The sequence below is a fragment of the Microbulbifer maximicatervae (SeqCode) genome (assembly GCF_052467385.1).
The window spans coordinates 4,109,233-4,135,139 of the sequence record NZ_CP174311.1 but is presented as its reverse complement, the minus strand read 5'-3'; the positions used below and the strand labels follow the sequence as shown (position 1 = coordinate 4,135,139).

Annotated in this window: 22 protein-coding genes and 1 tRNA gene; 22 read left to right on the top strand and 1 reads right to left on the bottom strand. The window is 39.8% G+C overall.

The window, feature by feature from the left end:
- Positions 1 to 111 precede the first annotated feature (111 nt).
- From ACJJIR_RS17635 to ACJJIR_RS17625, 3 genes are all read left to right on the top strand, one after another.
- Positions 112 to 187 (top strand) — tRNA-Ala (locus tag ACJJIR_RS17635).
- A 289-nt stretch (positions 188 to 476) separates the two neighbouring features.
- Positions 477 to 710 (top strand): hypothetical protein, encoded by a 234-nt coding sequence (locus ACJJIR_RS17630; RefSeq protein WP_444906333.1) that lies wholly within the window; start codon positions 477 to 479, stop codon positions 708 to 710.
- A 532-nt stretch (positions 711 to 1,242) separates the two neighbouring features.
- The gene (locus tag ACJJIR_RS17625; RefSeq protein ID WP_444906332.1) at positions 1,243 to 1,863 is read left to right on the top strand and encodes a Type 1 glutamine amidotransferase-like domain-containing protein; all 621 of its coding nucleotides are present in this window, start codon (positions 1,243 to 1,245) and stop codon (positions 1,861 to 1,863) included.
- Positions 1,864 to 2,102: 239 nt separating this feature from the next.
- Here ACJJIR_RS17625 and ACJJIR_RS17620 read toward each other — a convergent pair whose 3' ends face one another.
- On the bottom strand, positions 2,103 to 2,471 hold the full coding sequence (locus tag ACJJIR_RS17620; RefSeq protein ID WP_444906331.1) for a hypothetical protein: 369 nt from the start codon (positions 2,469 to 2,471) through the stop codon (positions 2,103 to 2,105).
- A 659-nt stretch (positions 2,472 to 3,130) separates the two neighbouring features.
- Here ACJJIR_RS17620 and ACJJIR_RS17615 point away from each other — a divergent pair.
- The 19 genes from ACJJIR_RS17615 (at position 3,131) to ACJJIR_RS17525 (ending at position 25,691) form a co-directional block, all read left to right on the top strand.
- Positions 3,131 to 3,409, top strand: coding sequence for a hypothetical protein (locus ACJJIR_RS17615; protein WP_444906330.1), 279 nt, complete (start codon positions 3,131 to 3,133; stop codon positions 3,407 to 3,409).
- A gap of 153 nt (positions 3,410 to 3,562) precedes the next feature.
- Complete coding sequence (locus ACJJIR_RS17610) at positions 3,563 to 3,970, top strand: hypothetical protein (RefSeq protein ID WP_444906329.1); 408 nt, start codon at positions 3,563 to 3,565, stop codon at positions 3,968 to 3,970.
- A 261-nt stretch (positions 3,971 to 4,231) separates the two neighbouring features.
- Entirely contained in the window at positions 4,232 to 4,522 is a 291-nt protein-coding gene (locus tag ACJJIR_RS17605) for a YciI family protein (protein ID WP_444906328.1), read from the top strand.
- Between the two features lie 1,494 nt (positions 4,523 to 6,016).
- Positions 6,017 to 6,736 carry an ABC transporter permease gene (locus ACJJIR_RS17600; protein WP_444906327.1) on the top strand — a complete coding sequence of 240 codons (720 nt, stop codon included), beginning with the start codon at positions 6,017 to 6,019 and terminating at the stop codon, positions 6,734 to 6,736.
- Complete coding sequence (locus ACJJIR_RS17595; protein ID WP_444906326.1) at positions 6,733 to 7,446, top strand: ABC transporter ATP-binding protein; 714 nt, start codon at positions 6,733 to 6,735, stop codon at positions 7,444 to 7,446. Before ACJJIR_RS17600 ends, ACJJIR_RS17595 begins: the two co-directional genes overlap by 4 nt.
- Positions 7,447 to 7,455: 9 nt before the next feature.
- Positions 7,456 to 8,691: a KpsE/RkpR family capsule polysaccharide export protein gene (locus tag ACJJIR_RS17590; RefSeq protein WP_444906325.1), complete on the top strand. Its 1,236-nt coding sequence runs from the start codon at positions 7,456 to 7,458 to the stop codon at positions 8,689 to 8,691.
- Between the two features lie 89 nt (positions 8,692 to 8,780).
- The gene (locus ACJJIR_RS17585) at positions 8,781 to 10,415 is read left to right on the top strand and encodes a polysaccharide biosynthesis/export family protein (RefSeq protein WP_444906324.1); all 1,635 of its coding nucleotides are present in this window, start codon (positions 8,781 to 8,783) and stop codon (positions 10,413 to 10,415) included.
- A 290-nt stretch (positions 10,416 to 10,705) separates the two neighbouring features.
- Positions 10,706 to 11,638 (top strand): glucose-1-phosphate thymidylyltransferase RfbA, encoded by a 933-nt coding sequence (gene rfbA / locus ACJJIR_RS17580; protein WP_444906323.1) that lies wholly within the window; start codon positions 10,706 to 10,708, stop codon positions 11,636 to 11,638.
- A gap of 55 nt (positions 11,639 to 11,693) precedes the next feature.
- On the top strand, positions 11,694 to 12,242 hold the full coding sequence (rfbC, locus tag ACJJIR_RS17575; protein ID WP_444906322.1) for a dTDP-4-dehydrorhamnose 3,5-epimerase: 549 nt from the start codon (positions 11,694 to 11,696) through the stop codon (positions 12,240 to 12,242).
- 94 nt (positions 12,243 to 12,336) lie between these two features.
- Positions 12,337 to 13,209 (top strand): dTDP-4-dehydrorhamnose reductase, encoded by an 873-nt coding sequence (gene rfbD / locus ACJJIR_RS17570; RefSeq protein WP_444906321.1) that lies wholly within the window; start codon positions 12,337 to 12,339, stop codon positions 13,207 to 13,209.
- A 145-nt stretch (positions 13,210 to 13,354) separates the two neighbouring features.
- Complete coding sequence (gene rfbB / locus ACJJIR_RS17565; protein ID WP_444906320.1) at positions 13,355 to 14,434, top strand: dTDP-glucose 4,6-dehydratase; 1,080 nt, start codon at positions 13,355 to 13,357, stop codon at positions 14,432 to 14,434.
- 25 nt (positions 14,435 to 14,459) lie between these two features.
- Complete coding sequence (locus ACJJIR_RS17560) at positions 14,460 to 15,341, top strand: NAD-dependent epimerase/dehydratase family protein (protein WP_444906319.1); 882 nt, start codon at positions 14,460 to 14,462, stop codon at positions 15,339 to 15,341.
- Positions 15,342 to 15,388: 47 nt separating this feature from the next.
- Positions 15,389 to 18,280: a glycosyltransferase family 4 protein gene (locus ACJJIR_RS17555; RefSeq protein ID WP_444906318.1), complete on the top strand. Its 2,892-nt coding sequence runs from the start codon at positions 15,389 to 15,391 to the stop codon at positions 18,278 to 18,280.
- Positions 18,277 to 19,014: a glycosyltransferase gene (locus ACJJIR_RS17550; RefSeq protein WP_444906317.1), complete on the top strand. Its 738-nt coding sequence runs from the start codon at positions 18,277 to 18,279 to the stop codon at positions 19,012 to 19,014. The genes ACJJIR_RS17555 and ACJJIR_RS17550 overlap by 4 nt, the downstream gene beginning before the upstream one ends.
- 11 nt (positions 19,015 to 19,025) lie before the next feature.
- Positions 19,026 to 19,778: a sulfotransferase family protein gene (locus ACJJIR_RS17545; protein ID WP_444906316.1), complete on the top strand. Its 753-nt coding sequence runs from the start codon at positions 19,026 to 19,028 to the stop codon at positions 19,776 to 19,778.
- 34 nt (positions 19,779 to 19,812) lie between these two features.
- Entirely contained in the window at positions 19,813 to 20,874 is a 1,062-nt protein-coding gene (locus ACJJIR_RS17540; protein WP_444906315.1) for a glycosyltransferase family 25 protein, read from the top strand.
- A gap of 266 nt (positions 20,875 to 21,140) precedes the next feature.
- Positions 21,141 to 22,127 carry a sulfotransferase gene (locus ACJJIR_RS17535; RefSeq protein WP_444906314.1) on the top strand — a complete coding sequence of 329 codons (987 nt, stop codon included), beginning with the start codon at positions 21,141 to 21,143 and terminating at the stop codon, positions 22,125 to 22,127.
- A 78-nt stretch (positions 22,128 to 22,205) separates the two neighbouring features.
- Positions 22,206 to 23,336, top strand: a complete 1,131-nt coding sequence (locus tag ACJJIR_RS17530; protein WP_444906313.1) for a glycosyltransferase family 2 protein — start codon at positions 22,206 to 22,208, stop codon at positions 23,334 to 23,336.
- Between the two features lie 105 nt (positions 23,337 to 23,441).
- Positions 23,442 to 25,691 (top strand): glycosyltransferase family 2 protein, encoded by a 2,250-nt coding sequence (locus ACJJIR_RS17525; RefSeq protein ID WP_444906312.1) that lies wholly within the window; start codon positions 23,442 to 23,444, stop codon positions 25,689 to 25,691.
- Positions 25,692 to 25,907 lie beyond the last annotated feature (216 nt).

Sequence of the window (25,907 nt, the reverse complement as noted above, 5' to 3'; positions counted from 1 at the left end):
TGGTGTCAGCAGCTAACTAATTGATTAAAAAGTTATTTTTTCTGTTGACAGGCGCCTAAACCTTGCTAAAATGCGCCCCGCTTTCGACGGAAACGTCAGGCAACAAAATTTGGGGCTATAGCTCAGCTGGGAGAGCGCAACACTGGCAGTGTTGAGGTCAGCGGTTCGATCCCGCTTAGCTCCACCAAATTTCCCTTGTCTATCAAGGGGTTGCGAGAAGAGATGGAAAATCTCTTATCCAGAACTCGCAAAAATAAAAAGGGTCTTTTAGGCCCTTTTTTTTTGCCTAAAATTCCTATCACGCCTTGCCTTCCAGTCAATCGATTTTAATCATCGGTGCAATACATGTATCAGCCAACAAAACCGGAGAAAATTGCTCGAGGGATAATGCTAGGCTGTATCCCGGTAACTCTTCTGCTTTTTCTAATGTGATTTTAATTATGGGGTTCGCCCGGGGGGTAAACCCCAAAGAGGGTATGGAAGAGCTGTTTTTTCCTGACCGTGAAGCCATATTCTTTTGTACTTTGTTTGTGGTTTATATCGTGGCTGCGATTTTCGGCTACTTTAAAGGCTGGGAAGGCTATACCAAAATATATTCGTTTTTTGCTAAATGGTTAGATATCACTGGTGGGATTCAGGTAGATTCGGGAGCAAGAGTGCTCACTCCGAAAGATCGTGTACGAAAAATGCATCATAAACAAGGGCAGTAAAAGCCGCAGCCTCTGGAGCGACTTATCTCCCCCTCCATTTTGCGTATGCTAATTGGCTCCTACTATTAGGTAAATGGTACAAAAGTTAAGCTGCCGAATCTTTATGTAATATGGTTCTTACAGATTTTGCTTGCTTATGCTTCTGGTTCTATGAGAGATGCCAAGATAGTGAATGATAAAGAAGTGATTTTGGTTACCTGTTAGTTCCACTTAGATCATACTTTAAACTTGGCTTTAGCTGCTTATAAATATTGTTGAAATTCATAGTCAAACCAGCCTGATATAAACATTCCTGTAAAAATCAGGGGGGAGAAGCTTCGCCATTTATTATTGGATTTAGTGACAAAGTTGGCCACTTTCAAGGTGGAATCGGTAATTGATGATTTTGTTGCGAGATAATAAAAAAATAATATTGGGCCCTCCATACATAATCGGATAATGTGATACATCTTTATTGACCTGTTCACATCTCGAGTAAACTATATCGATATCAAGTAATTGATTAATTAAGTACTTTAAAGGATTAAAATATATGGCCAAGCTATTCTTGACTTCGTATTTTGCTGAGGTCGCGAGCGCGATCGCGAGTTTTGATAAGCGGCTTGAAGGTAAGAGGGTTACATTCATCCCTACTGCAAGCATTCCCGAAGAGATCACTTTTTATGTGGAAGATGCCAAGAAGGAGCTGGAGCAGTTAGGTCTTATTGTAGATGAATTGGAAGTGTCTAAGGCTTCAGTGGATGAGATTAAAGATAAACTGCAAAACAATGAGTATATCTATGTAACTGGTGGTAACACCTATTTCCTACTTCAAGAGCTTAGGCGAAGTGGGGCAGACAAAATCTTGTTGGAGCAGATTAGGCTGGGTAAGCCCTATATAGGTGAGTCGGCAGGTACTGTAATCCTCTCGCCGAATATCGCGTATATTCGGGAGATGGATAACCCCGATGCAGCGAAGAATCTAGAGTCTTATGAAGGGTTAAATCTTGTGCACTTCTATCCCTTACCTCACTATGGAAACCAACCGTTTAAGGATGCTGCTGAACTTGTTATTTCTAAATATTCAGATGAGCTGGAATTAGCTCCATTCAGTAACAATCAGTTGATCGCTGTAATCGATGGGGAAGCAGAGACCTGGATCGCGGTGCCTTAGTGAGTCGATAACCGTTGTATGATAAGTCATACAATCTATATTTCATTAAGATTGCTGCAATTATCTAGTGGCGAAGAAAAAGACAAATTCTAGAAGTTTTCTCTTCTTTAGGGCTTTTTTTCAAGGAGTAGCTTAAAATTGGGGTAAGCAAGAAGTTATAGCTTGAGTTGAGCGGAATGTTAAAGAATACTGCCGGGGAGCAAGTGATAATGTGGCTTGCTCCCTGGGGATGTTAGCGCTTATTCGCTAGCAGCACTACAGTTATAGATTTTCGCTGGGATATGCGTGCCTGTTACAGCCTTACCTGCCGATACTCCGTTAGGCATATAGATATCGCCAAATTGCGCCATTGAAGAAGCCTTAACCACATGGGTTCCGCCTCTTCGCACAGCCCTTTTTTGTAACCAAGGAGTACAAACATCTCCCTGGTTAACCCTGATTGTTTTGCATGTTACATCTTCTACTAGTACGCATCCTTCTATAGCCTCAGCGTTAGAAAATACTATCTTCTGCATCGCTTCTTTTTCCTGGGCACTTGTACATCCCATCAAAGTAATTGCGGACGCTAGGATGGTAAGGCCAGTTTTAATGGATAACTTTTTACACATTACATCGTTTCCATAGGCTGAAAATTAATTTACGTAGTTGAATATGATGCCACAACCAGACTTTGCTTACTGCTTGAAAAATGCTCAAATGCTTTATAGGACTGTACTTTCTACTAATGAAGGTGGGAAACTTACAAGAAGTTCTTTAAGCGAACCTCTTATTTAGCGTATCGCGACATCTATGATTCGCGAACTCAAAAAAAGCTAAATATGACAGCCCTCTAATACCAACTAAATTATACGGTTTTCAGATCGCCTAGATTTTTTGATATTGGGATGAATACTTATTAGGGTATGCTTACTTGTGATTTGAGGGTGCCTACAAAAGATATTATGCACTTTTATCTATTAGACCAAATTCCTGACATTACGCTTCGGATATTATGAAACGGTACTTTAAGTGTAGCCTTTGCTACGTATGAGCTACTTGGAAACTTTCTTCGGTCGCTATTTCGATGGTTATTTGTAGAGTCATTAGAAAGATAAAAATTAGTTCTCAATATCTATTCTCCACCTTAGAAATCTTTCGACTGGTCAGATAGAGAAAAGTGCTCAATCTAAAATAAAAGAAGGTGTATTTATTGACTTCTTAGTCGGCCATATGTTCCTATCGTAAAGGATAAATAAGAAGCTTAAGAGCTAGTTCTAAAAGGAAGTCAATGAAAAAGTATAGAATATTATTCTCTGGACTACTTGGATTAGTAGTCCCTCTTGGGGCTTTAAACGCTTTTGCTGAAGCTGATCCTGAGGAGAGTAAAGAGCAATCAGATGAGCAGCTAAGTGAATGCTTTGCTGCTACTTTATGGCAAGTATCTGGAAGGTCATTAAACAAAGGGGAAGTTCCAGAGAAAACTGTAAAAGTACCCGAGGGATGGAAAGTTGTAGGGGGAGGTATTGGTGGAGCAAGAGGTGAAGCTGTTATGATTCTTTGTCGATAATACTCATTTGTATAATCCTGAGTTTATTAATCGCTGAATGCTCCGGCTGATTTGTGTCAGCATGCACAACGTATGCTGACGATTCACTGCCTCATAGAGTAGCTAAAATAAAGTCCATATTTGCACCATAAAATTACAATCAAGCTGATTTATATGAATAATTTAACTGTTAAGGATCACCAGATGTCAGAAAGATATCAGCGAATAAAGTTATCTATCAAAAAGTACATAGTAATTTTGTGTGCATTTGTGCTTGGTTTTGTTATTTCCAGTTTTTTGGATGCTAGGGCACAATTAGTGGAACATATGAATAAATATAATAGAGAAGCTATATTTATTGATAGGTTACTAAAGATTCACAGCGATACCTGTAATAAGTTTGAGTATGGCCAGTATTATTCTTTTCAAGAACATGCCTTAGCAAGATATGACTTTATTATATCCAGCAATAGTGGTTTTCCCTATTATTTGGATCCGAAGACTTTAACGTTCCACTATGATGCAAGTATTTACTATCGTGAAAACTGGCTTTTAACCAAAAAGCAAATAGACAACTGTTAATCTATTCCTCATTAATTTGGGGTCTTATTGAATCCTTATTTGGATTTTGCACTTGAGGTAATACTATCTGGGAAGGTCCTTACTTATTAGGCATCAATACCGAGCTCTTTGTCCCTATTTGCAGATTGCCTGTAGGTATAATGCTCCTCTAATGAAGTCGAGAGTTGTAGATTGGCAATCTACGTTAATAAGAGATTGGATGGAAGATAAAACTACGATCTCTACTTTGATATTTTGAATTGCAAATAGAGGTTGATCAGCATGTTCATAGTATCCCTTACCTATATAAAACCCCTTGAGGAGATGGAAAAGTTTATTCCAGAGCACATTGATTTTTTGAATAAGTACTACGAGCTGGGATATTTCCAGCTTTCCGGCCGTAAGGAGCCTCGCACAGGTGGGGTAATCCTGGTGACCATAGATAGTCGGTCTGCGTTAGATCAGGTACTAAAACAAGATCCATTCTATCGTGAGGAATTGGCTGCTTATGAAGTGATACAAGTTGTACCGACAAAATCCTCACCAGAGTTAGAGTTTCTGATTGAGACTTAAACAAAAAATTAAGAAGGATGATAGTTTTTCGATTGGACAACTCTTTGGAGCATATTGGCCTAGGTTGAGCATAATTGAACAAATAGACAAAATGAGGCAACAGAAAAAATGTAGTTGAGGGTAGAACTATGAATCACCTGAAAGTAAAACTACTATGGGCGGTCTTGGGTACGCTGTTATTTTTGGGGGGTTATATTCTACAGTATGCCCTTGTTCTTTTGCTTTAGTATTAATGATAAAGCTGAAAATGATTCTACCTATGCTTGTGATTTGTCAGGTATAAAGAAAGGTGAATACAGAGATAAGTCGCTCGTTAATCACTATTTAGAATCACTGCAAGACCCATACTCAATGGGAAGCTTTCAGCCTAGGAGCACTGATAACGTATAGCACTTGGGAGGTGAGGGCCTCTCTGTATTTTACCCCTTGCCACTGTTCAGCAGGTTTTTCGAGCTAATCATGACCCCTATGGAGAATGAATGAATACTAGCCATATCCATAACATCACACATTTTGTCGATCTCTGTGAAAGTAGGGTTTGGGATACAAGCAGAAGGATACTTAAAAAGGTCTTACTCGCCCCTTGAGGTTAATCTTACTGTGCCAAAAGCAAAGTGACACTTAAGTACCAAAATGGTCTTGATACTGGGTGGTTAAACTTTCTGGCCACTCCCAATTACTTCTTCTCATTAACCTACAGCGAGTTAGATGGAGAGCAGTAAGATCATATTGCACAAATGTACCAATTTTGAATGCCAAATCTGGGGCAAAGTGTTGGGAGTTTCTACTTAGATAGAATAGCCCCTTCCTTAACACCTTAAATTTCCTTTCAAAAGTTATCTTGGCGTGGATTTTGCTCAGAAATATTGGGTAAATTTTGAAAGGTTATGTATCAGAGACCCGGAGCTGGTTATATCTTAATCAGTATGGGATCTCAGCAATTAGGCCGGATATGGCATTAAGTACTCTATTAATGTCTGTTTGCGTCTGTTTCTCTCAGTTAATGCTTGTGTATTCACATTCACAAAATGCGTGAGTGATAGCATTGTTGTCCGCGACTAATATGCATTCTGGAGGTGTCGCCTGCTTGTTCATAGAGAAATTGATAACCATCATTGGCGATCATCTAGAGGGGCGTATCGTCTACTATAGATAGCTTTGAGCTAGACTGTTGGGACGAACGTAATGACACGTAATTAATTAAAAAATGACTAATAACGGGCGCTACGATAGGATTCCGCGTCCATTTTGAGGAGCGCTAGCATCAGAAGAGAGGCAGGTAGCCTGAAGCTTGGGCTATGTCATTAAATAGCTGACCTGAAAAAAATGCTAAAGCACTTCAACAATATTTAAAGAAATTGTCTCAGTTAGCGCCCCGCACCGGGTAGCGACTGGTTCACAGATCGCAAAGAAATAATTGCTATGAACTCCTCAACCCAACGTTCAGTCTGGCAAATCCAACGAGATGTTGTGTATGCATTGTTGGTGCGAGAGATGAAAACTCGCTTTGGCAAGTGGCGCTTGGGTTATGCCTGGGTGTTACTGGAGCCAGCTCTACACATCATGGTGCTCGTAGCAATTTTTAGCTTAATTCGCGACAGTTTTTATCCGGGCATACCGACCCCGCTGTTTATGTTAGCAGGAATTACGCCGTTCCTTTACTTTACTCACTGTTTTCAGAAAGGCTTAGCCGCTGTTGAGTCAAATAGAGGACTTTTCAATTATCGCCAGCTAAGGCCCTTTGATGCAGTATTTACACGAGTATTGCTAGAGTTTGCAATATATCTAGCTACTCTTATTACCTTAATTGGTGCGCTAGCTTGGTTTGGTATTTCTACAGAATTCAATAATTTTTTAACTTTAGTTGTTGTCAATATTCTGTTTTTTTGTTTTTGTCTTGGCTTGAGCTTAGCGTTATGTGTTGTCGGGGTTAAGTTTCCAGAACTTGCTAAATTTTCTTCAAGCCTGATTAGACCTTTATATTTTATATCAGGAATATTTTTTTCACTGGAGCAAATTCCAAGAGAATACCACGTGTACCTTGTTTGGAATCCTTTGCTACATGTTATTGAGTTAACGCGAGAAGGACTTTTTGCCAACTATCAAGGGATGTTTGGCAGTTTGTCATATCTAAGTGGTGTTTCTATCACAATGCTTTGCTTTGGATTGTTGTGTTATAGAGCAAATTGGCGAGATTTGGTAAGAAGTCAGTGATTAAGTTAGAAAACCTAACCAAGTCATTTCGCACTCCTCAGGGAAGAAAGGTTTTGTTTAAAGATGTCAATGCCACTTTCCCGGAAGGAAAAAACATCGGCATCCTGGGGCGAAATGGCGCGGGTAAATCGACTCTGCTACGGATTATGGGGGGAATTGACTATCCGGACTATGGACGTGTAATCACGAATCAGAGAATTTCTTGGCCAATGGGATTGTCTGGAGGATTCCAGGGCAGTATGACTGGACGTGAGAATGTTGCCTTTATCTGTGGTATCCATGGAATTTGGGGGAGTGCTCAAAAAAAATTAATGGATAGAGTCCAGGACTTTGCTGAGATTGGTAATTACTTTGATGTGCCAGTAAAAAGTTATTCCTCTGGAATGCGTTCACGCTTAGCCTTTGGCTTAAGTATTGCGGTAGATTTTGATATCTATCTTGTCGATGAAGTAATGTCAGTTGGTGATGCTCATTTCAAAAAGAAGTGCGAAGAGGTAATTGCCGAGAAGCGTAAAACTTCTTCCTTCATTATCGTTGCACATGCTATGGCAATGCTAAAGAAAAACTGTGAAGTAGGCATTTATCTAGATTCTGGAGGATTGTCAATCTTTGATTCTATGGATAAGGCCATAGAACTTTATCAGGGTGAGAAAAACTCAGCGAATACGAAACCTCAAAACGGAATTGCCGCTCACACCGCGAATGCATAAGAGTCGATTATGGAAGTTAAAGAACTAATTGCTGAAGAACAAGAGCAGGATCGAAGCCAAAATATAGGTAGCTCTAATGGCTCCTCTAAAAAGCTGCTACAGCCTATCTTAAAAATAATGAATAGATGGAAACCAGGTAAAATTATTGAGCGATTTCATCAATTGAGAGGTGTAGCCGTACTAGTTTTGTTACCTCTCGTGCTCATGAGTACTTATTACCTATTCTGGGTTTCTGAACGATATGTGAGCAATGCTCAATTAATTGTTAAAGATAGCGCCTCATCTCAAGCCGCTTCGCCAGCTCTAGGGTTATTGATTCCAGGAATGGGGAGTGATAATCAAGATGCTTTTCTCGTAGTTAATTACATCCAATCCTTGGATATGGCTCTCTATTTGGACGAAAAGCTGAAACTAGCTGATTACTATAAAAGTGACAGCTATGATATTTTCTCGCGGTTGGCTACCGATGCCACTCAAGAAGACTACCTGAATTACTATCGCGACCATATAGGAATCTTTCACGATGAAGCGACAGGTATCATTACGATAGAGATGCAGGCGTTTGATCCTACTTTTGCCAAGCTTCTAGTTGAGACTGTTATTCAAAAATCGGAAGATTTTGTTAATGAAATCAGTAATCAATTAGCTGATAAACAAGTTGCATTTGTTAAGAATGAAGTTGACTTGGCTCAAGTGAAACTGCGTAGTACCAAGCAAGAAATTCTCGATTTCCAAAATAACCATAAAGTAGTTAGTCCAGAAGAGCTTACAAAGGGCATAAGTACGATTATCCAGGGTCTGGAGGCTCGACTGGCAGAACAACGTGCGAATTTAACCGCAGCAAAGTCATACTTAAATGCTGATTCTTCACAAGTTGTATCCATGCAAGCGGATATAGATGCTTTAGAAAGCCAAATCGAAATAGAAAAAGTACGCTTGGTAGGGATAGGAGAGGAAGAAGGAGAGCAGCGACTTAACTTCTTAGGAGCTCATTTCCAGAATCTCGAGTTAGATTTACAGTTTGCTACGGACGCATATGCAGCTTCTTTAAAAGCACTAGAAGCTGCCCGTATGGAAGCCTCCGGCAAGCTAAAGCACTTAATGGTAGTAACTCAGCCGTCAATGGCGGAGAAGGCTGAGTATCCTCATAAACTCTATAATTTGGTGAGTTTAGGCATAATTCTACTGATGCTCTACGGAATTGGAAAAATGCTAGTTGTAACTATTCGCGATCATCGAATGTAGTTTTTGGATCCAAATAGTTAAAAGCAGACAGTGACAGTGAGAATCTACTGTTCACTTTTGAAAAACTTTCATTTACAAAGATCAAACAAATGATTACTGAGAAAATAAAACAATTCAGTTTTGGCGTTGGGATCCTGATTTCTTTGTTTGGAGTGCAGGCTACAGCCCTGGAAACTCAGCTGATTGATGAAGTTGCCTCTACTGAGCTACCAAGAACAGGTGTGCCTGTTTTTGGTGAATCGCTTTTCCAAGGCGCCTTCAAGGACCAGCCTTTCAGTGGCTTTAACCCAGACTACAGAATCTCTATTGGCGACCAGATTAACTTGCAGCTATGGGGAGCCTATAGCTTTAGCGCTACGTTGCCGGTAGACCCAAAAGGGAATATTTTTGTCCCCGAAGTTGGCCCAGTCCATGTGGCTGGTGTAAAAAATGGTGTCTTGAATGACTTTGTTCTTCGTCATGTTAAGCGTGTATTTAAAAACAATGTGCAGGCATATGCGAACCTGGAAGCCAGTCAGCCAGTTAAAGTTTTTGTAACTGGACATGTTAATAACCCTGGTCTCTACAATGGATTCAGCTCAGATTCCATTCTCTATTACTTAGATAGTGCTGGGGGTATCGATGAGCAAAGCGGCAGCTTTGTGGACATCAAAGTGGTACGTCAGGGAAAAGAAATACAGAAAGTTAATCTCTATAACTTTCTGGTAGATGGAATTATGCCTGCACTACAACTACGAAATGGTGATGTTGTAGTAGTAGGGGCGCGCCATGGTTCTGTAACAGTTGAGGGTGCGGTACAACAAGCAGCTCAAATGGAATTTACGGGTCCCTATACTCAGCTTGGTGAAATGTTACTTGTTACCAAGCCGGATCCGCAGGCGAATTTTGCGCGTATCACCCAAGTAATAGATGGTGTACAGCAAGCTAACTACATGCCTCTTACTAACGCAATGACAACACGCTTGTATCCCGGAGCACAGGTGGAGCTAGTGCGTGACAACGATATTGAGTCTATTTCAATACAGGTTTCTGGTGAGTTGGATGGACCTGCAACTTATGTGCTTCCTTATGGTGCAACATTGGAAGAGTTATTAACCCAGTTGAACTTTCGGGATAATGCTGATCAGGCATCTGTTCAGTTATATAGAAAAAGTGTTGCGGATAGACAGCGTGCAGCCTTGGATCGCTCTCTGGATGCACTACAGATGGAAGTTCTTACTCGTCAACCTAATACGGATCTGGAAAAATCAGCCCAAAAAGATAATGCGATAATGATCCAGAACTTTATTGAGCAAGCGCGGAAAGCAGAGCCTAGGGGGCAGGTTGTTATTGCCAATAATCCCAATGCGGGAGAAATGCTACTTGAAGATGGAGATGAACTGATAGTGCCGTTAAAGTCCTCAACTATTTCAATTGTTGGGGAAGTGATATTTCCTACTTCTTTAGTCTTCAATAAGAAACGTACAATAGAAGATTACATTGAACTTGCCGGTGGTTTTGCTAACAATGCAAATCGTAAAGAACTCGTAATCTTACATCTTGATGGAACTATAAATCGTATTGAAGATAGCGACTTTGATAATCGCCTAGGGGATAGGCTACGCCCAGGCGATGAAATTATGGTTATGCCAAAAATCCATTCCAGCGAGTTACAAGTAACCAAAGATGTCACAGAAATACTTTACCGTATTGCCGTAGGTACTGCAGCAGTACTGTCTTTCTAATTTGGTACCAATAGAGTGTAATTTTTTTAAAAGTGGCTTTATTTTTGCTTGAAATAAGGTGTATGGCATATTTTGTTGCTCGTCATACTTGTACGAATTTAGTGTGATGTGATGTAAGTCTTATGCCATACCGATTTATGAATATGTGTGTAATTATTCACTTCTGGCTTACTCAATACCGTTTGCATATGACTTTATTGGCAAGTAGTGGCTTAACAAAGAGGCACTATAAATTGTTGGTATTGAAAAGGAATTGGAACTTGGATTGGAAAATTTGGGGGTAGTTAGTTATGAAGGGATCTTCTGATAGAAAAGGAATAATACTCGCCGGAGGCTCTGGTACTCGCCTGTATCCTTTAACTAAAGGTGTTAGTAAGCAGTTGATGGCTGTTTATGATAAGCCAATGATTTATTACCCCCTTACAACCCTTATGCTGACTGGGATTCGGGATATCCTCATTATTACTACTCCTGAAGAGCAATATCTATATCAGCGCCTGCTGGAGGATGGTAGTCAGTGGGGCGTAAGCATATCCTATGCTGTGCAGCCTTCTCCTGATGGTCTGGCTCAAGCATTTTTAATCGGTAAAGACCATGTAGGCAATAACGATAGTGCACTTGTCCTGGGCGACAATATCTTCTACGCGCAACATTTTAGTCAGATACTACAGCAAGCTGATGATAAGACCGAGGGAGCAACCGTGTTTGGGTATCGGGTCAGCGATGCACGGGCTTACGGTGTAGTAGAGTTTGATGAGGAAGGTAAAGTTGTAAGTTTGGTAGAAAAACCCAAACAACCAAAATCTAACTACGCGGTTACTGGCCTCTATTTTTACGATAACCAAGTGTGTGATTTGGCTCAACAAATTAAGCCAAGCCCACGAGGTGAATTAGAAATTACCGATATCAATAAGATGTATCTTGAGAGCGGCCAGTTGAACGTCGAGTTAATGGGGCGGGGCAGTGCTTGGTTGGATACCGGAACTCATGACAATCTGCTAGAAGCAGCTCATTTTGTACAAACAATTGAACGTCGTCAGGGTATGAAAATTGCCTGCCCAGAAGAAGTAGCATATCGAAAGGGCTTTATTTCAGCGGAAGATCTTGAAAAGCAGGCGCTTCCCCTGTTAAAGAGCGGCTATGGTGAATATCTGCTTAACCTTATACGAGAAAGTGGGGACTGCTCTAAAGTTGATCGACAACGCATTGCTGCTGTTGTTTGACATGAATTAGTCTCCTTAGCTGGGGCACTGCTATTAAAGCCGAATACAAAGTAGTATGAAAGTAATCGCAACAGATATTCCTGAAGTAAAAATCATCGAACCGACAGTTTTCGGAGATGCCCGAGGGTTCTTCTTTGAATCTTTTCGCCAGGATTTGTTTAGTAGGGAATGTACGGACTGTATCTTTGTTCAAGATAATCATAGTAAGTCTACACAAGGGACACTCCGAGGATTGCATTACCAGACACAAAAAACACAAGGTAAACTCATTAGAGTGACAAGAGGGGAAATTTTTGATGTCGCTGTTGATCTGAGAAAATCTTCGGATACATTTGGACAATGGGTTGGTGTTTTATTGTCTGAAGAAAATAAGCGTCAACTATGGGTTCCTCAAGGGTTTGCTCATGGTTTTTATAGTCTGAGCCCTGTGGCCGAAGTTATCTATAAATGCACTGACTACTATGCTCCAGAATATGAGGAGTCCATTCGATGGGATGATCCAGATCTAGCGATCGATTGGCCTTTGATTGATGATGGTAGACCACAACTTTCAAAAAAAGATATGTCTGGGAAGTTACTAAAAGAAGCCGTTACTTTTGTGTAATAGATAAAGGTTAGCAGAGCTAGATAGGTTTGAGAAGCGCCGGCATCTGGAACTTATAGTATTTTCAAAAATTTAGCTTGACGTAAAATAGAAAATGAAAATTCTTATAACTGGGAAGAATGGCCAGTTAGCTACAGAGCTAAATAATCGTAGGCCTCAGAATTATGACCTCATGGCTTTTGACCGCTATGCGCTAGATATTACTAATGAAACACAAGTTTCAGAAGTTATTAGGAAATATCAACCACAAGTTGTAGTTAATACTGCTGCATATACGGCTGTAGATAAAGCTGAGGTTGAATCGAAACAGGCGTTTTCAGTCAATGCATTGGGTCCGGAAAATTTAGCGAAAACCTGCAAGCAGTTTGATATACGCTTGATACATATATCTAGTGATTTTGTTTTTGATGGTATGAGTTCAGCACCATATCAGACAGGAGATGCCGTTAAGCCAATTAATGTATATGGTGAAAGTAAGGCTGCAGGTGAGGTGGCCGTAAGAACCGTACTTCCTGAAGCTGTAATACTGCGTACATCGTGGGTCTATAGTACCCATGGTACTAATTTTGTTAATACAATGTTGAGCCTTATGAATCAGCAAAATCATTTAAAAGTTATTGCTGATCAAATAGGTAGTCCAACAAGCGCCCATACATTAGCAGATATTATTTATCGTTTAGTAGAACAGCCCGAGATAAGTGGAACATATCATTGTTCTGACATAGGGATGGCCAGCTGGTACGAGTTTGCTGTAGCAATATTTTATAAAGCTAAAGAGATGGGGTTGATCCCTAAAGAAAAATTCGTAGAAATCGAGCCTATAAAGTCTATTGAGTATTCAGCAAGAGCAAAAAGGCCCCAATACAGTGTTTTAGATAAAACCAGTTTGCTTAAGGATCTTGGAATAGAGCTTCAGCATTGGCGACAATCTCTACACGCTGTTTTACTAGAAAAATCTATTTCTTAGTCCGTTAATACCGTTTGTACTTGATTGATAGAGGGTAGGGGAAGTTTTATGTAATCAATATGTAAAATGCCCCTCAGCTTAATTTTAAGCTTTCGAAAATGCAAATACTTGAAGTAGTCATCAGTTTTTAAAGAAGTTACTAAAAATGAGTAATTTATTGGTTACCGGCGGAGCCGGATTTATAGGTGCGAACTTTGTTCATTATTGGATGAAAAAATATCCACAAGACAAGGTTGTCGTTTTGGATGCACTCACATATGCCGGAAATAGGGCCAATTTAGCCTCAGTCAATGACAAGCAAAACTTCTATTTCTGCCATGGTGATATTTGTGATACAGGTTTAGTAGAGACTCTTCTTCGAGAACATCACGTTGATACTATCGTACATTTTGCGGCCGAAAGCCATGTCGATCGCTCTATTAGTGGCCCGGATAGTTTTATTGAAACAAACATTATTGGTACTTATAGCCTATTAAAAGCTTCTAAGAAGGTTTGGTTGGATGATGGCGTAAATAAGGAAAATCATCGCTTTCATCATGTATCTACTGATGAGGTCTACGGTACGCTTGGGCCGAATGACCCAGCTTTTAGTGAATCTACACAATATGCACCAAATAGCCCCTATTCAGCAAGCAAGGCTTCTTCAGACCATTTGGTACGAGCATTTCATCATACCTATGGATTAAAGGTTACGACCAGTAATTGTTCCAATAATTACGGACCTTATCACTTCCCTGAAAAGCTAATTCCGCTTGTAATCACTAATATTCTCCAAGATCGCCCCTTGCCTGTTTATGGTGATGGAAAACAAATCAGGGATTGGCTTTATGTTGAAGACCATGCCCAGGGCATTGATCTGGTAATTAAGCAAGGGAATATTGGTGATTGTTATAATATTGGCGGTATTAATGAGTGGGCGAATATTGACATCGTTAATCTTATTTGCAGCTACATTAATGACGTTTTTTCCAACAATATAGAACTCCATAAACTTTTTCCAGGTGCAAAGAGAGCAAAAGCAGGAAGATCAGAGGAGTTAATTTGCTTTGTTGAGGATCGTGCTGGACATGATCGACGTTATGCCATTGACCCTAAAAAATCAAATAGTGAACTCGGGTATCAACCTCATGAAAGTTTTGAATCCGGTATCCGTAAAACTATCGAGTGGTACCTTAATAGCAGTGATTGGTGGGAATCTATCTTAGAGGGAACGTACAGAATCTGACAGGGAAAATGGGGGCTCGTAAAGGATGGTAGGCAAAGTTTGTGTTATTGGTGCAAGAGGGTTCCTTGGAACTGCTATTACAGAAGAGTTGGAGCGTCGCGGTATAGAATGGTGCGGAATAACATCGGGTCCAACCACCAAGAATAACGAGTTTGAATTTAGTAAATTTGATCAAGAAAAAGTAATTAGTGAAGTTGAAGGCTGCAGCCTCTACATTAATGCAGCAGGAAGGTGGAAGCCAAATACTTGTGAAGGTTCGCCTGGGCAAGCAATAGGGGCAATGATCGAATTTGCGAATAAAGTATGTAGTTTTCTTTGTGTACATAAAGCAAAAAAATTTTTGCATTTGTCTTCTGCAGGAACTGTTTATGGAGAGCAAAATGGCCGAGCACATAGAGAAGATGATCTACCAACTCCGATTTCTTGGTATGGCAGAGGAAAGCTACTGGAAGAGGCAATATATTCAAATTACACGGATTCGAATGATATTCAGTTTGTTTGTGCAAGAATAACTAATCCATTTGGCAACGTACATAATGCTGTACATGGATTTGTTGATGTTTTATTGAACTCAGTTGCCAATGCTAAAAAATTTTCTGTATTTAAAGGCGTAAATCCTTCACGGGATTTTATTCTCGCAGCTGATGTTGCATTTTATATAGTCGAGCTGCTTATGCAAGACTGCTCTGGTACCTACAATGTGGGATCTGGGGTAAGTGTTCGCACGAATGAGATTTGTGATTTTGTTTCTTCTCTAACCGGTTTTGATTTGATAGATAATTCCCTAATACATCCATATTATGATGTTGTAACCAATGAGGTTGACACCTCAAAGCTACAACAAGTGTGTGAGAGTAAGTCTACAACTGATGTTTTTGATTATATAAGACAGAGAGTTGCTTCTTAGCTATTTTAATTCTTTGTAAAAATTCTAATTTAGATTGAAAGTTTATTATGTTTGATGCGTCTGGTTTAAAGAAATCCATTAAAGGGTTTTTCGGGGGTTACGAAGATAAATCCAGTTCAGTGACCCCTGAATCTAATAGACCTGTAGTTGAAAGTTCGGTATCTATACCTGGTTATTTGTATGATGCTGATTTTTATTCCAGAGAGAAGGCGCAAAGCGGAGTTTCTCCTGAAGATCTATATGATCTTTGGGTTCAGGAAGATATAAATAACAATATATCAGCATCTAAACTTTTTGATATCACTTTCTATCAGAGCGATAATCCTGATTTGGAAGGGAGCTTTATTTGGCACTACATAAATCATGGGCGATTTGAAGGTCGTAGTCCGAATGTACTTTTTGAATCTGACTATGTTAGAGGAAATGCAGAATTAAATTGTGAAGCTGGGGATATGGACTTGTTTGGATATTGGTTTAAACAGTTGTTATCTAAGCGTGTGTCATCAGGGATTGTTTGGGATTTCTACTTATCTCATTATGTAAGCAGTTCTGAATCTGAAAATCTAGAAAATAATTTTGTTCGGCTGGCTTCATGCTTGCAAGATTTAGGTATTACCAATAAAGAAGAGGCACTTATTTTTGTAGCAATCTTCAGTCGATATACTGAAGGAAGTGTTAACAATGAGTGGTTGAGTAGCTTGGAGGAGTGGATGGAAGCCGGATGCCCAGCAGACTTTTCCATACTTTTTGATGTGGCCTTCTACAGTGAACGTGCAGGTGTGAAATTTAATTCTGGCATCGATGCTTTTAGGCATTGGTTTAGAGAGAGGCGTTCTTTAATCCCTAATTCGATTTTCTGTAAAGAATTTTATCTTGATAAGTATGAAGACCTAGTCGCGCACCCAGACCCATTTTTACATTTTATTCTTCATGGAAGATATGAAGGCCGAAGTCCTAATCCATTACTGAATGAGCATTTCCTGTATATTGAAAGATCGAAAAGTCCATCTTGCGTACTAAATTCATGGATTCATCAGGGGTTGCCAACGTCCGGATTGTTTCCTGGGTTTGATGTTCTATTGTCGAATAAACTCTATCTAAATGATTTTTCTTTTTCTGAGAGGCTTGATCTATGCTTGTCATTGCTGGAAACCTTTACAAGCTCCTTTAGTGATTTTGAAAGTTTTGAAATTTTTATACACTCTTTGAGTCAATGCAAGCTGTTAAAGGTGTGGGAGCTTGGAGAGCAAGTCATATTTCTTAAGGATCCTCTATCTTTATCTTATTTGTATAATCAGGAGTTCGTGAAACAAGAAGGTGTAGCTGATGGTGAGATATTCAACCGCTGGTATAATCAGCATAAGTCAATAGATGCTTCGACAGCCTCTTTCTTTGATGCCGCTTACTATCGCTCAAGATATTTAGACCTGGCTAACTATGAAGGGAATATTTTCATACATTTTCTGAAGCATGGACAGTACGAGAATAGGTCACCAGGCCCCTTATTAGATACTCAATGGATTGCATATACTTATGATTTAGGGGGAAGTACCGCACTCGAATTCTATTTTTCTTCTGAAGCTTCTGGAGAGGCTGTAAAGCCATCTGCGGGGATGTCTCCCTTAAGAGTTACCTGCAAAGAGAATGTGGAATCCAAAGGTTTAAGCGATATAGCGCTGGAATGTCTTGACGAGGGGATATTTAACTTGTCAGACAGCTCGAAGCTTCAGCAAATGATCGTTAAAGCTGCTGAGATAGAACCATTAATCAAGAGAAGCGATAACTCTAGAGCTTACTCACTGATGCCCTATAATTCAGACCCTTTTGCTTATATGAAGGGACTATCGGATGTTGTAGGGAAATCAGATATCTTGATATTTAGGGATTCGATAAACTTTGGTGGTGCGGATGTAATACTTGGGCTGGTATATGAGTCATTTAAAATAATATATCCAGGGAAGGGTATCAAAGTAATTTCAATGGGGCCAGTGGATGAAAAGGTGCTAGCCCCACGAAAAATAGACTCTGACGCAGTTGTAAATCTTTCTGAAATTTCTAGGAAGTGTCATCCGGATGTTTTAGAGCACATAGTCTATGACATTATTGTTGGATCTGGTGCGAAGCAAGTACTGAATCTAAATTGTGGAATACTATGGAAAACGATTGAAAATTATGGGCGAATTTTAACTCGTTTTGCCAATTTACAGGGATATTTTTTCTGTGATGATCGCGACTCATTTGGTAATGTCGCAGGATATCCAGCCGAGTATTTTCTGACTTGTAGCCAATACTTAGACGCAATTTTCTTTGATAGCCATTTTCTATTGAAAGAAATAAAGCGCAGAGGCATGGTGGTTGGAAGCGTGACTGATAAAATTTCAGTGCTCAAAACACCGTTCCAGCAAGTGTCAATTGAAAATTCAACTAGTCCGAGAAAAAAATATGGTAATCGTATCGCTTGGGCGGGAAGATTTGATGAGCAGAAGAGACCCGATTTACTTGTTAAAATCGCACAAGCAATGCCTGATGTAGAGTTCTACGTTTGGGGTAAGGCAGTTTTGGGAGTTAAAGACTATGGTCTTGAGAGTGTAAATAACATACATCTAATGGGCTTATATACTACAGAGCAGGAAATGCTCGATTCTGGCTGTCATGCTTTTCTCTATACATCTGAATGGGATGGTGTTCCCACGATATTACTTAGAATTCTTGAATTAAACTTGCCTATTGTTGCCTCCAATGTAGGGGGAGTAGGTGAACTACTACCTAAAGATTTCCTTGTGGATGATATCGAGGATATTACAAGTTACGTAAATAAGTTGAAATCAATTCTGATGGATCTGAACCCAGCTAAAGAGACTTTTAGAAGTCATTTTATGAATGATCGTGCCGCTAGAAATTTTGAAAGCTATGTTGAAGCATTGAGAGAGGCCGTATGAAATCATCACTACCCTCACTCCAAGTGATTATCACTGCCCATAAAGAAGGGGCATTACTGTTACCAACTATGGAGAGTGCGCAGGTATCGATTTCAGAGTTGAAGCGTCTTTATGATGTTGAAGTTGATTGTCTTCTATTTCTAGATAAAAGTGATGGATTAACTATAAATATCGCTGAGGAATTGGCCCAGATATATGGGGCACGAGTTCTTTTTGGAGAGGAAGGTGATCCAGGGCAAGCAAGATTGCAGGCCATATCCGCATCTAATAGGGATATGATTGCCTTGCTGGATGGCGACGATCTCTGGTCAGAGAATTGGTTAAGCGGATGTTATGAAGTTATTTCCAGCTTTTCTGGCAAGAAAGCATTGAAAAATAGTGTGCTGCATCCTGAGTATAATCTGATTTTTGGTGCACATAGTATGTTGGTCCGCCAAGGAGATCCTAGTGATCAATTTTTTGATCCAGAATTTCTACGTGTAGGCAATTATTGGGATGCGCTATGTCTTGCCCATAGAAGCATTTTTGATAAATATCCGTATAAAAAGAATGACCTTGATTCTGGTCATGCTCATGAAGATTTTCACTGGGCATGTGAGACTTTTTTAGGTGGTATTGATCATGTGTGTATAAAAGATGCAATTCATTTTAAGCGTAGACGCTCTGGATCAGTTTCCGTACTGGCTGAACAGAAAAAGGTTAAACCTTACCTTACCAAGTTAAATGATTACTGAGATAATATAAAATGCCAAATATTCGTAATGTTGATGAACCCATTATTTTGCTTGGAAATGGCCGAAGTGGAACGACATTGATGACGGGTGTTTTTAATAAATACCTTGGGTTACAGAGTATTGGGGAGACGACAAATCTTATATTTGGTGTTTTTCGCAGTATTGAATGTTCGATCCCATATTGTGGTAACCCTGCTTATCACGATGAAACGGTAAGAGATATTGCTGTTGAAAAGGTTCGTCAGCTGATGGTTGATCTTTTTCCTTCTGATGAAAAGCTTTGGTTTCAGAAGCCTATTATGCTGCCTCAAATTAAAACTACTTTTAGTAGCGAATCAGAGTTTTTTTCATGGTATTGGGATACTTTATATAAAATTTTTCCAAGAGCTAAAGTTATTTTTATCTTGCGTAACCCTGTTGATGTATTAAATTCGTATCAAAAACGATGGAACTGGCCAGTAGAGGGGGCAGCTAAAGACCATATGCGGCTAAATAAACTTCTACTTCACCCTAAAGCAAATGTGACTTACGGTTTTCGTTTTGAGGATTTAATGGATGATCCACAAGCTGTGCTCAGTAGCCTTTGTAATAACTTGGATATACCTTTTCAGGAGTCAATGCTAAGTGCTTTTAGGGAAAATCATGCTCCAAACCCTAAATGTGATACACAAGAGGTTGATAAGCAAAAAATTATTAGCCAAGAATATATGAGTATACTTGATAGTGTATGTGAAAGATATCTTTTGAATAAATATGAGGTTTGAAAGAATGCGATACCTTTCTGGCTGTAGTAGACGAGTGGGGCAGGAAATTGATTGTGCTCTTAAGAAAAGCCGTTGGAATTTGGGTGCATTAGTTCTTGAATGTTCAGAAGCTACCGTTGAGTACTCTAACCCTATTTTCTCTAAGGTGTTATTGAGTCACCCTGAACTGGCAAAAACAAACCATATATTTACTTCGGTGCTGTGTGGAGCAATGGCATTCAGTAATTCAAGTGAATATCAAAGTGCTATTGATGATTTGAATATAGAAGTTATTTCTTTATTAAACTCACCCCGCAGAAACCTATTTAGTTCATCATGGAATAGTAAATTAACATTTTCATTTTTTAATGGTGTTGATGCTCGTGTTCCAAACTTTGGTTTAACATCTTTCCCTGAATATAGAGGGCATTTAGATCAAGGTGCTACTTCTGTTGATTTGGCGCATTTTGGATGCTCGGTATCCCATTTCAGATTATGGGAGAAGATGTATAATCAGTCTAATATTCAGTACTTTTTGTTATTAGAAGACGATGCATTTTTATTGCCGTTCGCTGAAGGTCTCTTGGCTAGTTTGGTGAGAAATATTCCTCAAAATGCAGATATTGTATTTGTGAATGGGCGAGCTGCCGAAAAGCTATATTGCCATGTCGGTATGACCCCTCCATATTCATCATTACCAGATAAGCTTTTTTATTCCAGAGATGAAGTTGTAGTTAATATGAAGGCGTATCGAGAACTGTTACGGGTGAATCCATCTAATAAAAAGCCAGTTCTTTATAATGGCTGTGACGGATACTTGATTACAAAAAAAGGTCTTAAAAAGTTAACGGATTTTATTTCAAAATATGGGCTGCCCCCATTGACGCCTAATGGCGTAGGAACGAATGTTGATAATTTATTGGCACTGTTGTCCACCGGTAGTAAGCATGATGATGGAACTCCGTTAGGCTTTAATGGGGTAAAGGCTGCAGAGATTGGAATCTATCCAACAGAGCCATATTTGAATGCTTACGTGTCTTGCTTTCCTGTTGTGGAAGTACGAGAGAGATACGGTATTGGTATTGGATCTGATATTAATGGTACCACAGGAAAATAAGTTTTTATAATGCTATTGGCTTTAGTATTTTCTATATGCTTTTGTTTTCATCTTTAATGGTGTTGTTTTTGAAAATTTAAATTTAAATTTAAGTTTAAGTTTAAGTTTAAGTTTGATTTTTATGGTATTTTTTGGTGTCTGTAATTTTGGTGGGTGAAATGATGGTGACTGTTTAGTGTGCTCGCTGTTGTTTCTATAGTGCGTCTATATCTTTTATTTTGCTAGTTATGGATAAGGTTGTTTTTTGATTGGTTTCTAGAAAAGATATGAATTCGGAAATGCTAATTAATAAAGGGGTTGAAGTGTTCATCCCGGCCTCTACAATGAAGTGCCGAACTATCGTTGTTGTGGGTGTTGCTCGGGGAGGGACTTCTATTGTTTCTGGTGCATTACATGCTCTTGGGCTACCTATGGGGGAAAAATGTTATCCCCCAGTTTTTGAAGATCTCAGATTAAGTTTAGCTTTTGAGGGACGTAGTGATGAGCATTTTTCTGAAGTGATTGCTAAATATAATGAAGCCAACCCTAGTTGGGGTTGGAAGCGACCATCCACCTTAAAGAGGTTGGATTTTATTAGTGCCAGATTAAGAAATCCTCATTTTATTTTTGTATTTCGAGATATCTTTTCAGTAGCAAATCGGAATTCAATTTCGATGAAATCTGATATAAATGACGGCCTCCAGGATGCACTAAATAGCTATCGTTTGATGATTGATTTTTTACAGAAAACAGAGAGTCCGGTAATGTTGGTTTCATCTGATAAAATAGTTCGTCATAAAAATGAATTTGTGGAGAAATTGATAGATTTTGCCGGTGTCGAGGCGTCTGGGTTACAGCGCAAAAAAGCTCTCAATTTTATTTCTCCAGATCCACAAGAGTATCTTGATAAGACGCGTATTACTAAATCACGAGGTGATGTAAATGTTGATCTTCTTAAAACTGGTTTGCTAAGAGGGTGGGCGCGAGGCGTACACCATGTGAACCCTGTAGTTGTAGATGTGGAAGTAAATGGAAAAAAAATTGCCTCCACCGAGGCAAGTATTTATCGAGAAGACTTAGATCAACCTTCGGTGCACCCTACAGGTGAATGTGGTTATGAGATAGACTTGAAAACATTGGGGGTAACACCGACAGATATAATTAATGTTCGTGTTCAGGATGATGTAAATCCATTGAATTCTAAGCCTATTCAATATCAAGATCTTGAACGGTGGTTGACAATCAAAGAGTGGTATAATCAAAAACAAACTTAGATTTTAAAATCTGCTAACAGATTGAGGTAAATGAATTGTCTTTAATTAATTTATTAGCAGATGGTTTTAGGTAGTCGAATGAAGTTAGGCCTCGCAGCTATTTTTAAGAATGAGCACAGTTATATCCTTGAGTGGATTGCCTACCATCAATTAGTTGGTGTAGACAGATTTTTTATTGCTGACAATGTCAGCAATGATGGATCCTCACAGCTTTTAGAGGCATTGGATTATTTGGGGCTGATAAATCGTATATATTTTCCCAGAATTGGCGATACTGGCCCTCAAGCTCCTGCTTATAACCAAATATTGCGCCAATATGGTAGTGAAGTTGATCTACTCGGGTTTATCGATGCCGATGAGTTTTTGGTCAGTACAAATAATCTTTCGCTGAAAGAAAATCTTAAAGATTTTAACTCTATGGAGGATGCCGGAGCTTTGGCACTTAATTGGCGAAACTATGGATCATCAGGGCGAAAATTAAGTGGAGAGGGGCTGGTAGTTGATCGATTCCTGAATGCCTCAAAAAAGGACCATATAGCAAATCGCCACATTAAGACAGTTTTAAAACCTAGCATGGCTCAGAGAATGAATATACATGAATGTGTTTTAAAGTCTGGCCGTTACTATTCCGGCGATTTAGCTCCAACCATTTTTGAAAATGGTGGTTCTTTTGAACCAAAAACCAAAAATGTTATATATGATCGTGTGCGTATTAATCATTATGTAGTTAAATCACGCCAAGAGCATATGATGAACAAAGCACGTAAAGGCTCTGGTGCAGGTAGTGCTGGTAGGCATAAAGGTGAAGCCTATTTTAAAGCTCACGATTTAAACGATGAACATGATGATATTCTGACTCATTTTAGTGGGGATATAAAACGGGCGGTTGACGGTCTTACTGAGCAGTTGACCAAGGACTCTCCATACCTCTGTTATGGAAAAGCTCATGTAAATGTAATGCCGGAAATCATAGGCGGGTGGGCTGTTTCAGAGTTCGATGGACCTCTGAAGGTTCGCCTGTTAATCAATGGGAAAGAAAATATAATTGATGTGGATCGAGAGCGTCCAGATGTTTATCGAAAGGGACTTTCTAATCGCTTATACTGTGGTTTCTCGTTTAGGCCGGGAAAAATTTTGACGATAGATGATAAAATAGAAGCGTATATATTTGGCACTACGATAGAAGCGCAAGTTAAGTATTCAATATGACTTTTTTTGTGTCTATTTAAGTTGACTGTAATGAATATTTCTTTGGGCTAGTAGGCTGATATCAGCTGATAGTTCAGTTCGTGGATCATAGAAAAGCTGGATACTGTGGTTAAATTTATAAAGTCCATTTTTAGCATTAATTTGATACGCCACCTTACTCCTGCGGCTGAAGTTGCGGTGGAAAATTTTGAGAAGAGTGGCTTTAACTGGCGCTCTCTCGGTATCGACCCTCAGTTCTTATTGAGAAAACGGCTGTTTGCTGGCTGGTATATGTTTGAGCTTCGACTCCTTCATAATAGGGGCACCGCTAGTAGCAATTTATACGTGGATTCTGGCGATGGGTTTAGTGAAGATGAATGTTTTTCTCTAAATTGTAATTCTGATCGGATCGTAAAGAGGGTACTTTTTCTTCCAAGCGGCGCTCGAGCTCTACGTTTTGATCCTTTGAATGAGCAAGGTCTTTTCAGTGTTGAACATCTACAGTTGATCCCTTTATTACCGAGATTCGCACATGATTTGATGGCTAAACGTCTGGTAGCAAGGCATCCTAAGTATAGAAAACTTAATAAGCTTGAGGCTTTGGTTCGGTGGAGAGCGGATGCTGGTGAGCAGACTTGTCACTGGCTTGATGTCGCCCTTCACCATTATGGGGAGACCTTTAGTCGCAAGTGTAGAGGGGTTGACTACCAGGATTGGATTGAACGAGTGGAAAGACCGCAGTTGCCTGTAGAGCAGAACGCGATAGGTACTGGTGGCCCCTTAATTTCAATTATTTTGCCGACTTACAACACAGAGGAAGGGTTTCTTCGTGCCTGTATAGATTCTGTGCTTGAGCAAACTTATTCCAACTGGCAGTTGTGTATTGCTGATGATGCATCTTCGCATTCGCAGGTTCGGGAATGTCTGCTATCTTATGAGACCTTAGATCCGCGTATACGGGTTGTTTTTCGCAGCGATAATGGTCACATCTCTGCAGCTAGTAATAGCGCCTTAGAGTTAGCACAAGGCGACTATATAGCTTTATTGGATCATGATGATACTTTATCGCCTTATGCATTACAGCGGGTGGTAGAAGAGATCGGTAATGTAAAAGATGCACAGCTGATATATACCGATGAAGATAAAATTGACCGATCAGGTCATCGTTTTGATCCTCATTTTAAACCCGATTGGAATCCAGACCTGCTGTTTTCAAATAATTATATCTGTCATTTTACTGTATTGCGTGCAGATTTGATAAGAAAGGTAGGTGGCTGGCATTCGGGTGTTGAAGGTGCTCAAGACCACGATCTATTATTACGTTGTCTGCCGCACCTTGACTCTAATAAGGTTGTCCACATTCCAGAAATTCTCTACCACTGGCGAGCGATAGAGGGATCGACAGCACTAGCTTGTGACGAGAAAAGTTATACATCAAAAGCTGGACTGAGATCGCTTAGTAATTACCTGGAGTCAGAAAAGCTAAATGCGAAAGTAGAGCGAGGTTTTGTACCTAATACTTATCGCGTGCAATGGGATCTCCCAGAGAAACCACCTTTGGTTAGTCTCCTAGTACCTACCCGGGATCGCTACGACATCTTGCAGCCTTGTGTCGATAAGATCTTATCGCTTACCGATTATCCAAACTTTGAATTACTGATTTTAGATAACCAAAGTAGCTGCCAGAAAACTTTACAATACTTAAACAAGATTAGTGTTAATGAGAAAGTACGTATTTGCCGGTGGGATTATCCATTCAATTATTCGGCTATAAATAATTTTGGGGTTACACAAGCAAATGGAGAGATTATAGGCCTGATTAACAACGATATTGAGCCTATAAGTGCAGGTTGGCTTACGGAAATGGTTAGCCAGGCTTGTCGTGAGGAGATCGGTTGTGTTGGGGCTAAACTCTATTATCCAAATGATACTGTTCAGCACGGTGGTGTCATTCTTGGTATTGGTGGTGTCGCAAACCACGCGCATAAGCATTTCGGCAGAGGTGAGCATGGATATTTTGCTCGCTTGAGCGTTGTACAAAACTTGTCTGCGGTAACGGGTGCCTGCTTATTACTTAGGAAGTCACTGTTTGAACAGGTGGGGGGGCTGGATGAAGAAAACCTACCGGTTGCCTTCAATGATGTGGACCTGTGTTTAAAAGTGATGGAAAAAGGGTATCGTAATCTTTGGACTCCTTATGCTGAGCTTTATCATCATGAGTCAGTGTCTCGAGGCGCAGATGATACCTTTAGTAAAAAGCGCCGAATGGCTGGGGAAACATCTTGCATGCGTGAACGATGGGGAAGTTTATTGGATCGGGATCCCGCATATAACCCAAATTTAACTCTTTCGCATGAGGACTTTTCTCTGGCATAGCTATGGAGAACCCGCCACTGTCAAATTTCGACAGTGGCGGGTTTCTCAACGGGGGGAGGTAGAAGTAGATCGCGGTGTAAACAGGCTGTCTTACGCCTTAAGCCGTATACTTTTGCTCCAGCTGCCATAGCAGCCGGTGCCGACCGGCAGCATACTCACCTAAGATTTGGCATAATTTGATTTCAGCACAGGTGTGTATATAAAGACGTACACTAG

Bases quoted from the DNA above. Each gene is read 5' to 3' on its own strand.
- ACJJIR_RS17610 (WP_444906329.1), top strand. From the start codon at position 3,563: ATGAATAATTTAACTGTTAAGGATCACCAGATGTCAGAAAGATATCAG.
- ACJJIR_RS17585 (WP_444906324.1), top strand. From the start codon at position 8,781: ATGATTACTGAGAAAATAAAACAATTCAGTTTTGGCGTTGGGATCCTG.
- ACJJIR_RS17625 (WP_444906332.1), top strand. From the start codon at position 1,243: ATGGCCAAGCTATTCTTGACTTCGTATTTTGCTGAGGTCGCGAGCGCG.
- rfbA (WP_444906323.1), top strand. From the start codon at position 10,706: ATGAAGGGATCTTCTGATAGAAAAGGAATAATACTCGCCGGAGGCTCT.
- rfbB (WP_444906320.1), top strand. From the start codon at position 13,355: ATGAGTAATTTATTGGTTACCGGCGGAGCCGGATTTATAGGTGCGAAC.
- ACJJIR_RS17555 (WP_444906318.1), top strand. From the start codon at position 15,389: ATGTTTGATGCGTCTGGTTTAAAGAAATCCATTAAAGGGTTTTTCGGG.
- ACJJIR_RS17630 (WP_444906333.1), top strand. From the start codon at position 477: ATGGAAGAGCTGTTTTTTCCTGACCGTGAAGCCATATTCTTTTGTACT.
- ACJJIR_RS17560 (WP_444906319.1), top strand. From the start codon at position 14,460: ATGGTAGGCAAAGTTTGTGTTATTGGTGCAAGAGGGTTCCTTGGAACT.
- ACJJIR_RS17605 (WP_444906328.1), top strand. From the start codon at position 4,232: ATGTTCATAGTATCCCTTACCTATATAAAACCCCTTGAGGAGATGGAA.
- ACJJIR_RS17620 (WP_444906331.1), bottom strand. From the start codon at position 2,471: ATGTGTAAAAAGTTATCCATTAAAACTGGCCTTACCATCCTAGCGTCC.
- ACJJIR_RS17535 (WP_444906314.1), top strand. From the start codon at position 21,141: ATGAATTCGGAAATGCTAATTAATAAAGGGGTTGAAGTGTTCATCCCG.
- ACJJIR_RS17615 (WP_444906330.1), top strand. From the start codon at position 3,131: ATGAAAAAGTATAGAATATTATTCTCTGGACTACTTGGATTAGTAGTC.
- rfbD (WP_444906321.1), top strand. From the start codon at position 12,337: ATGAAAATTCTTATAACTGGGAAGAATGGCCAGTTAGCTACAGAGCTA.
- rfbC (WP_444906322.1), top strand. From the start codon at position 11,694: ATGAAAGTAATCGCAACAGATATTCCTGAAGTAAAAATCATCGAACCG.
- ACJJIR_RS17550 (WP_444906317.1), top strand. From the start codon at position 18,277: ATGAAATCATCACTACCCTCACTCCAAGTGATTATCACTGCCCATAAA.
- ACJJIR_RS17545 (WP_444906316.1), top strand. From the start codon at position 19,026: ATGCCAAATATTCGTAATGTTGATGAACCCATTATTTTGCTTGGAAAT.
- ACJJIR_RS17590 (WP_444906325.1), top strand. From the start codon at position 7,456: ATGGAAGTTAAAGAACTAATTGCTGAAGAACAAGAGCAGGATCGAAGC.
- ACJJIR_RS17600 (WP_444906327.1), top strand. From the start codon at position 6,017: ATGAAAACTCGCTTTGGCAAGTGGCGCTTGGGTTATGCCTGGGTGTTA.
- ACJJIR_RS17530 (WP_444906313.1), top strand. From the start codon at position 22,206: ATGAAGTTAGGCCTCGCAGCTATTTTTAAGAATGAGCACAGTTATATC.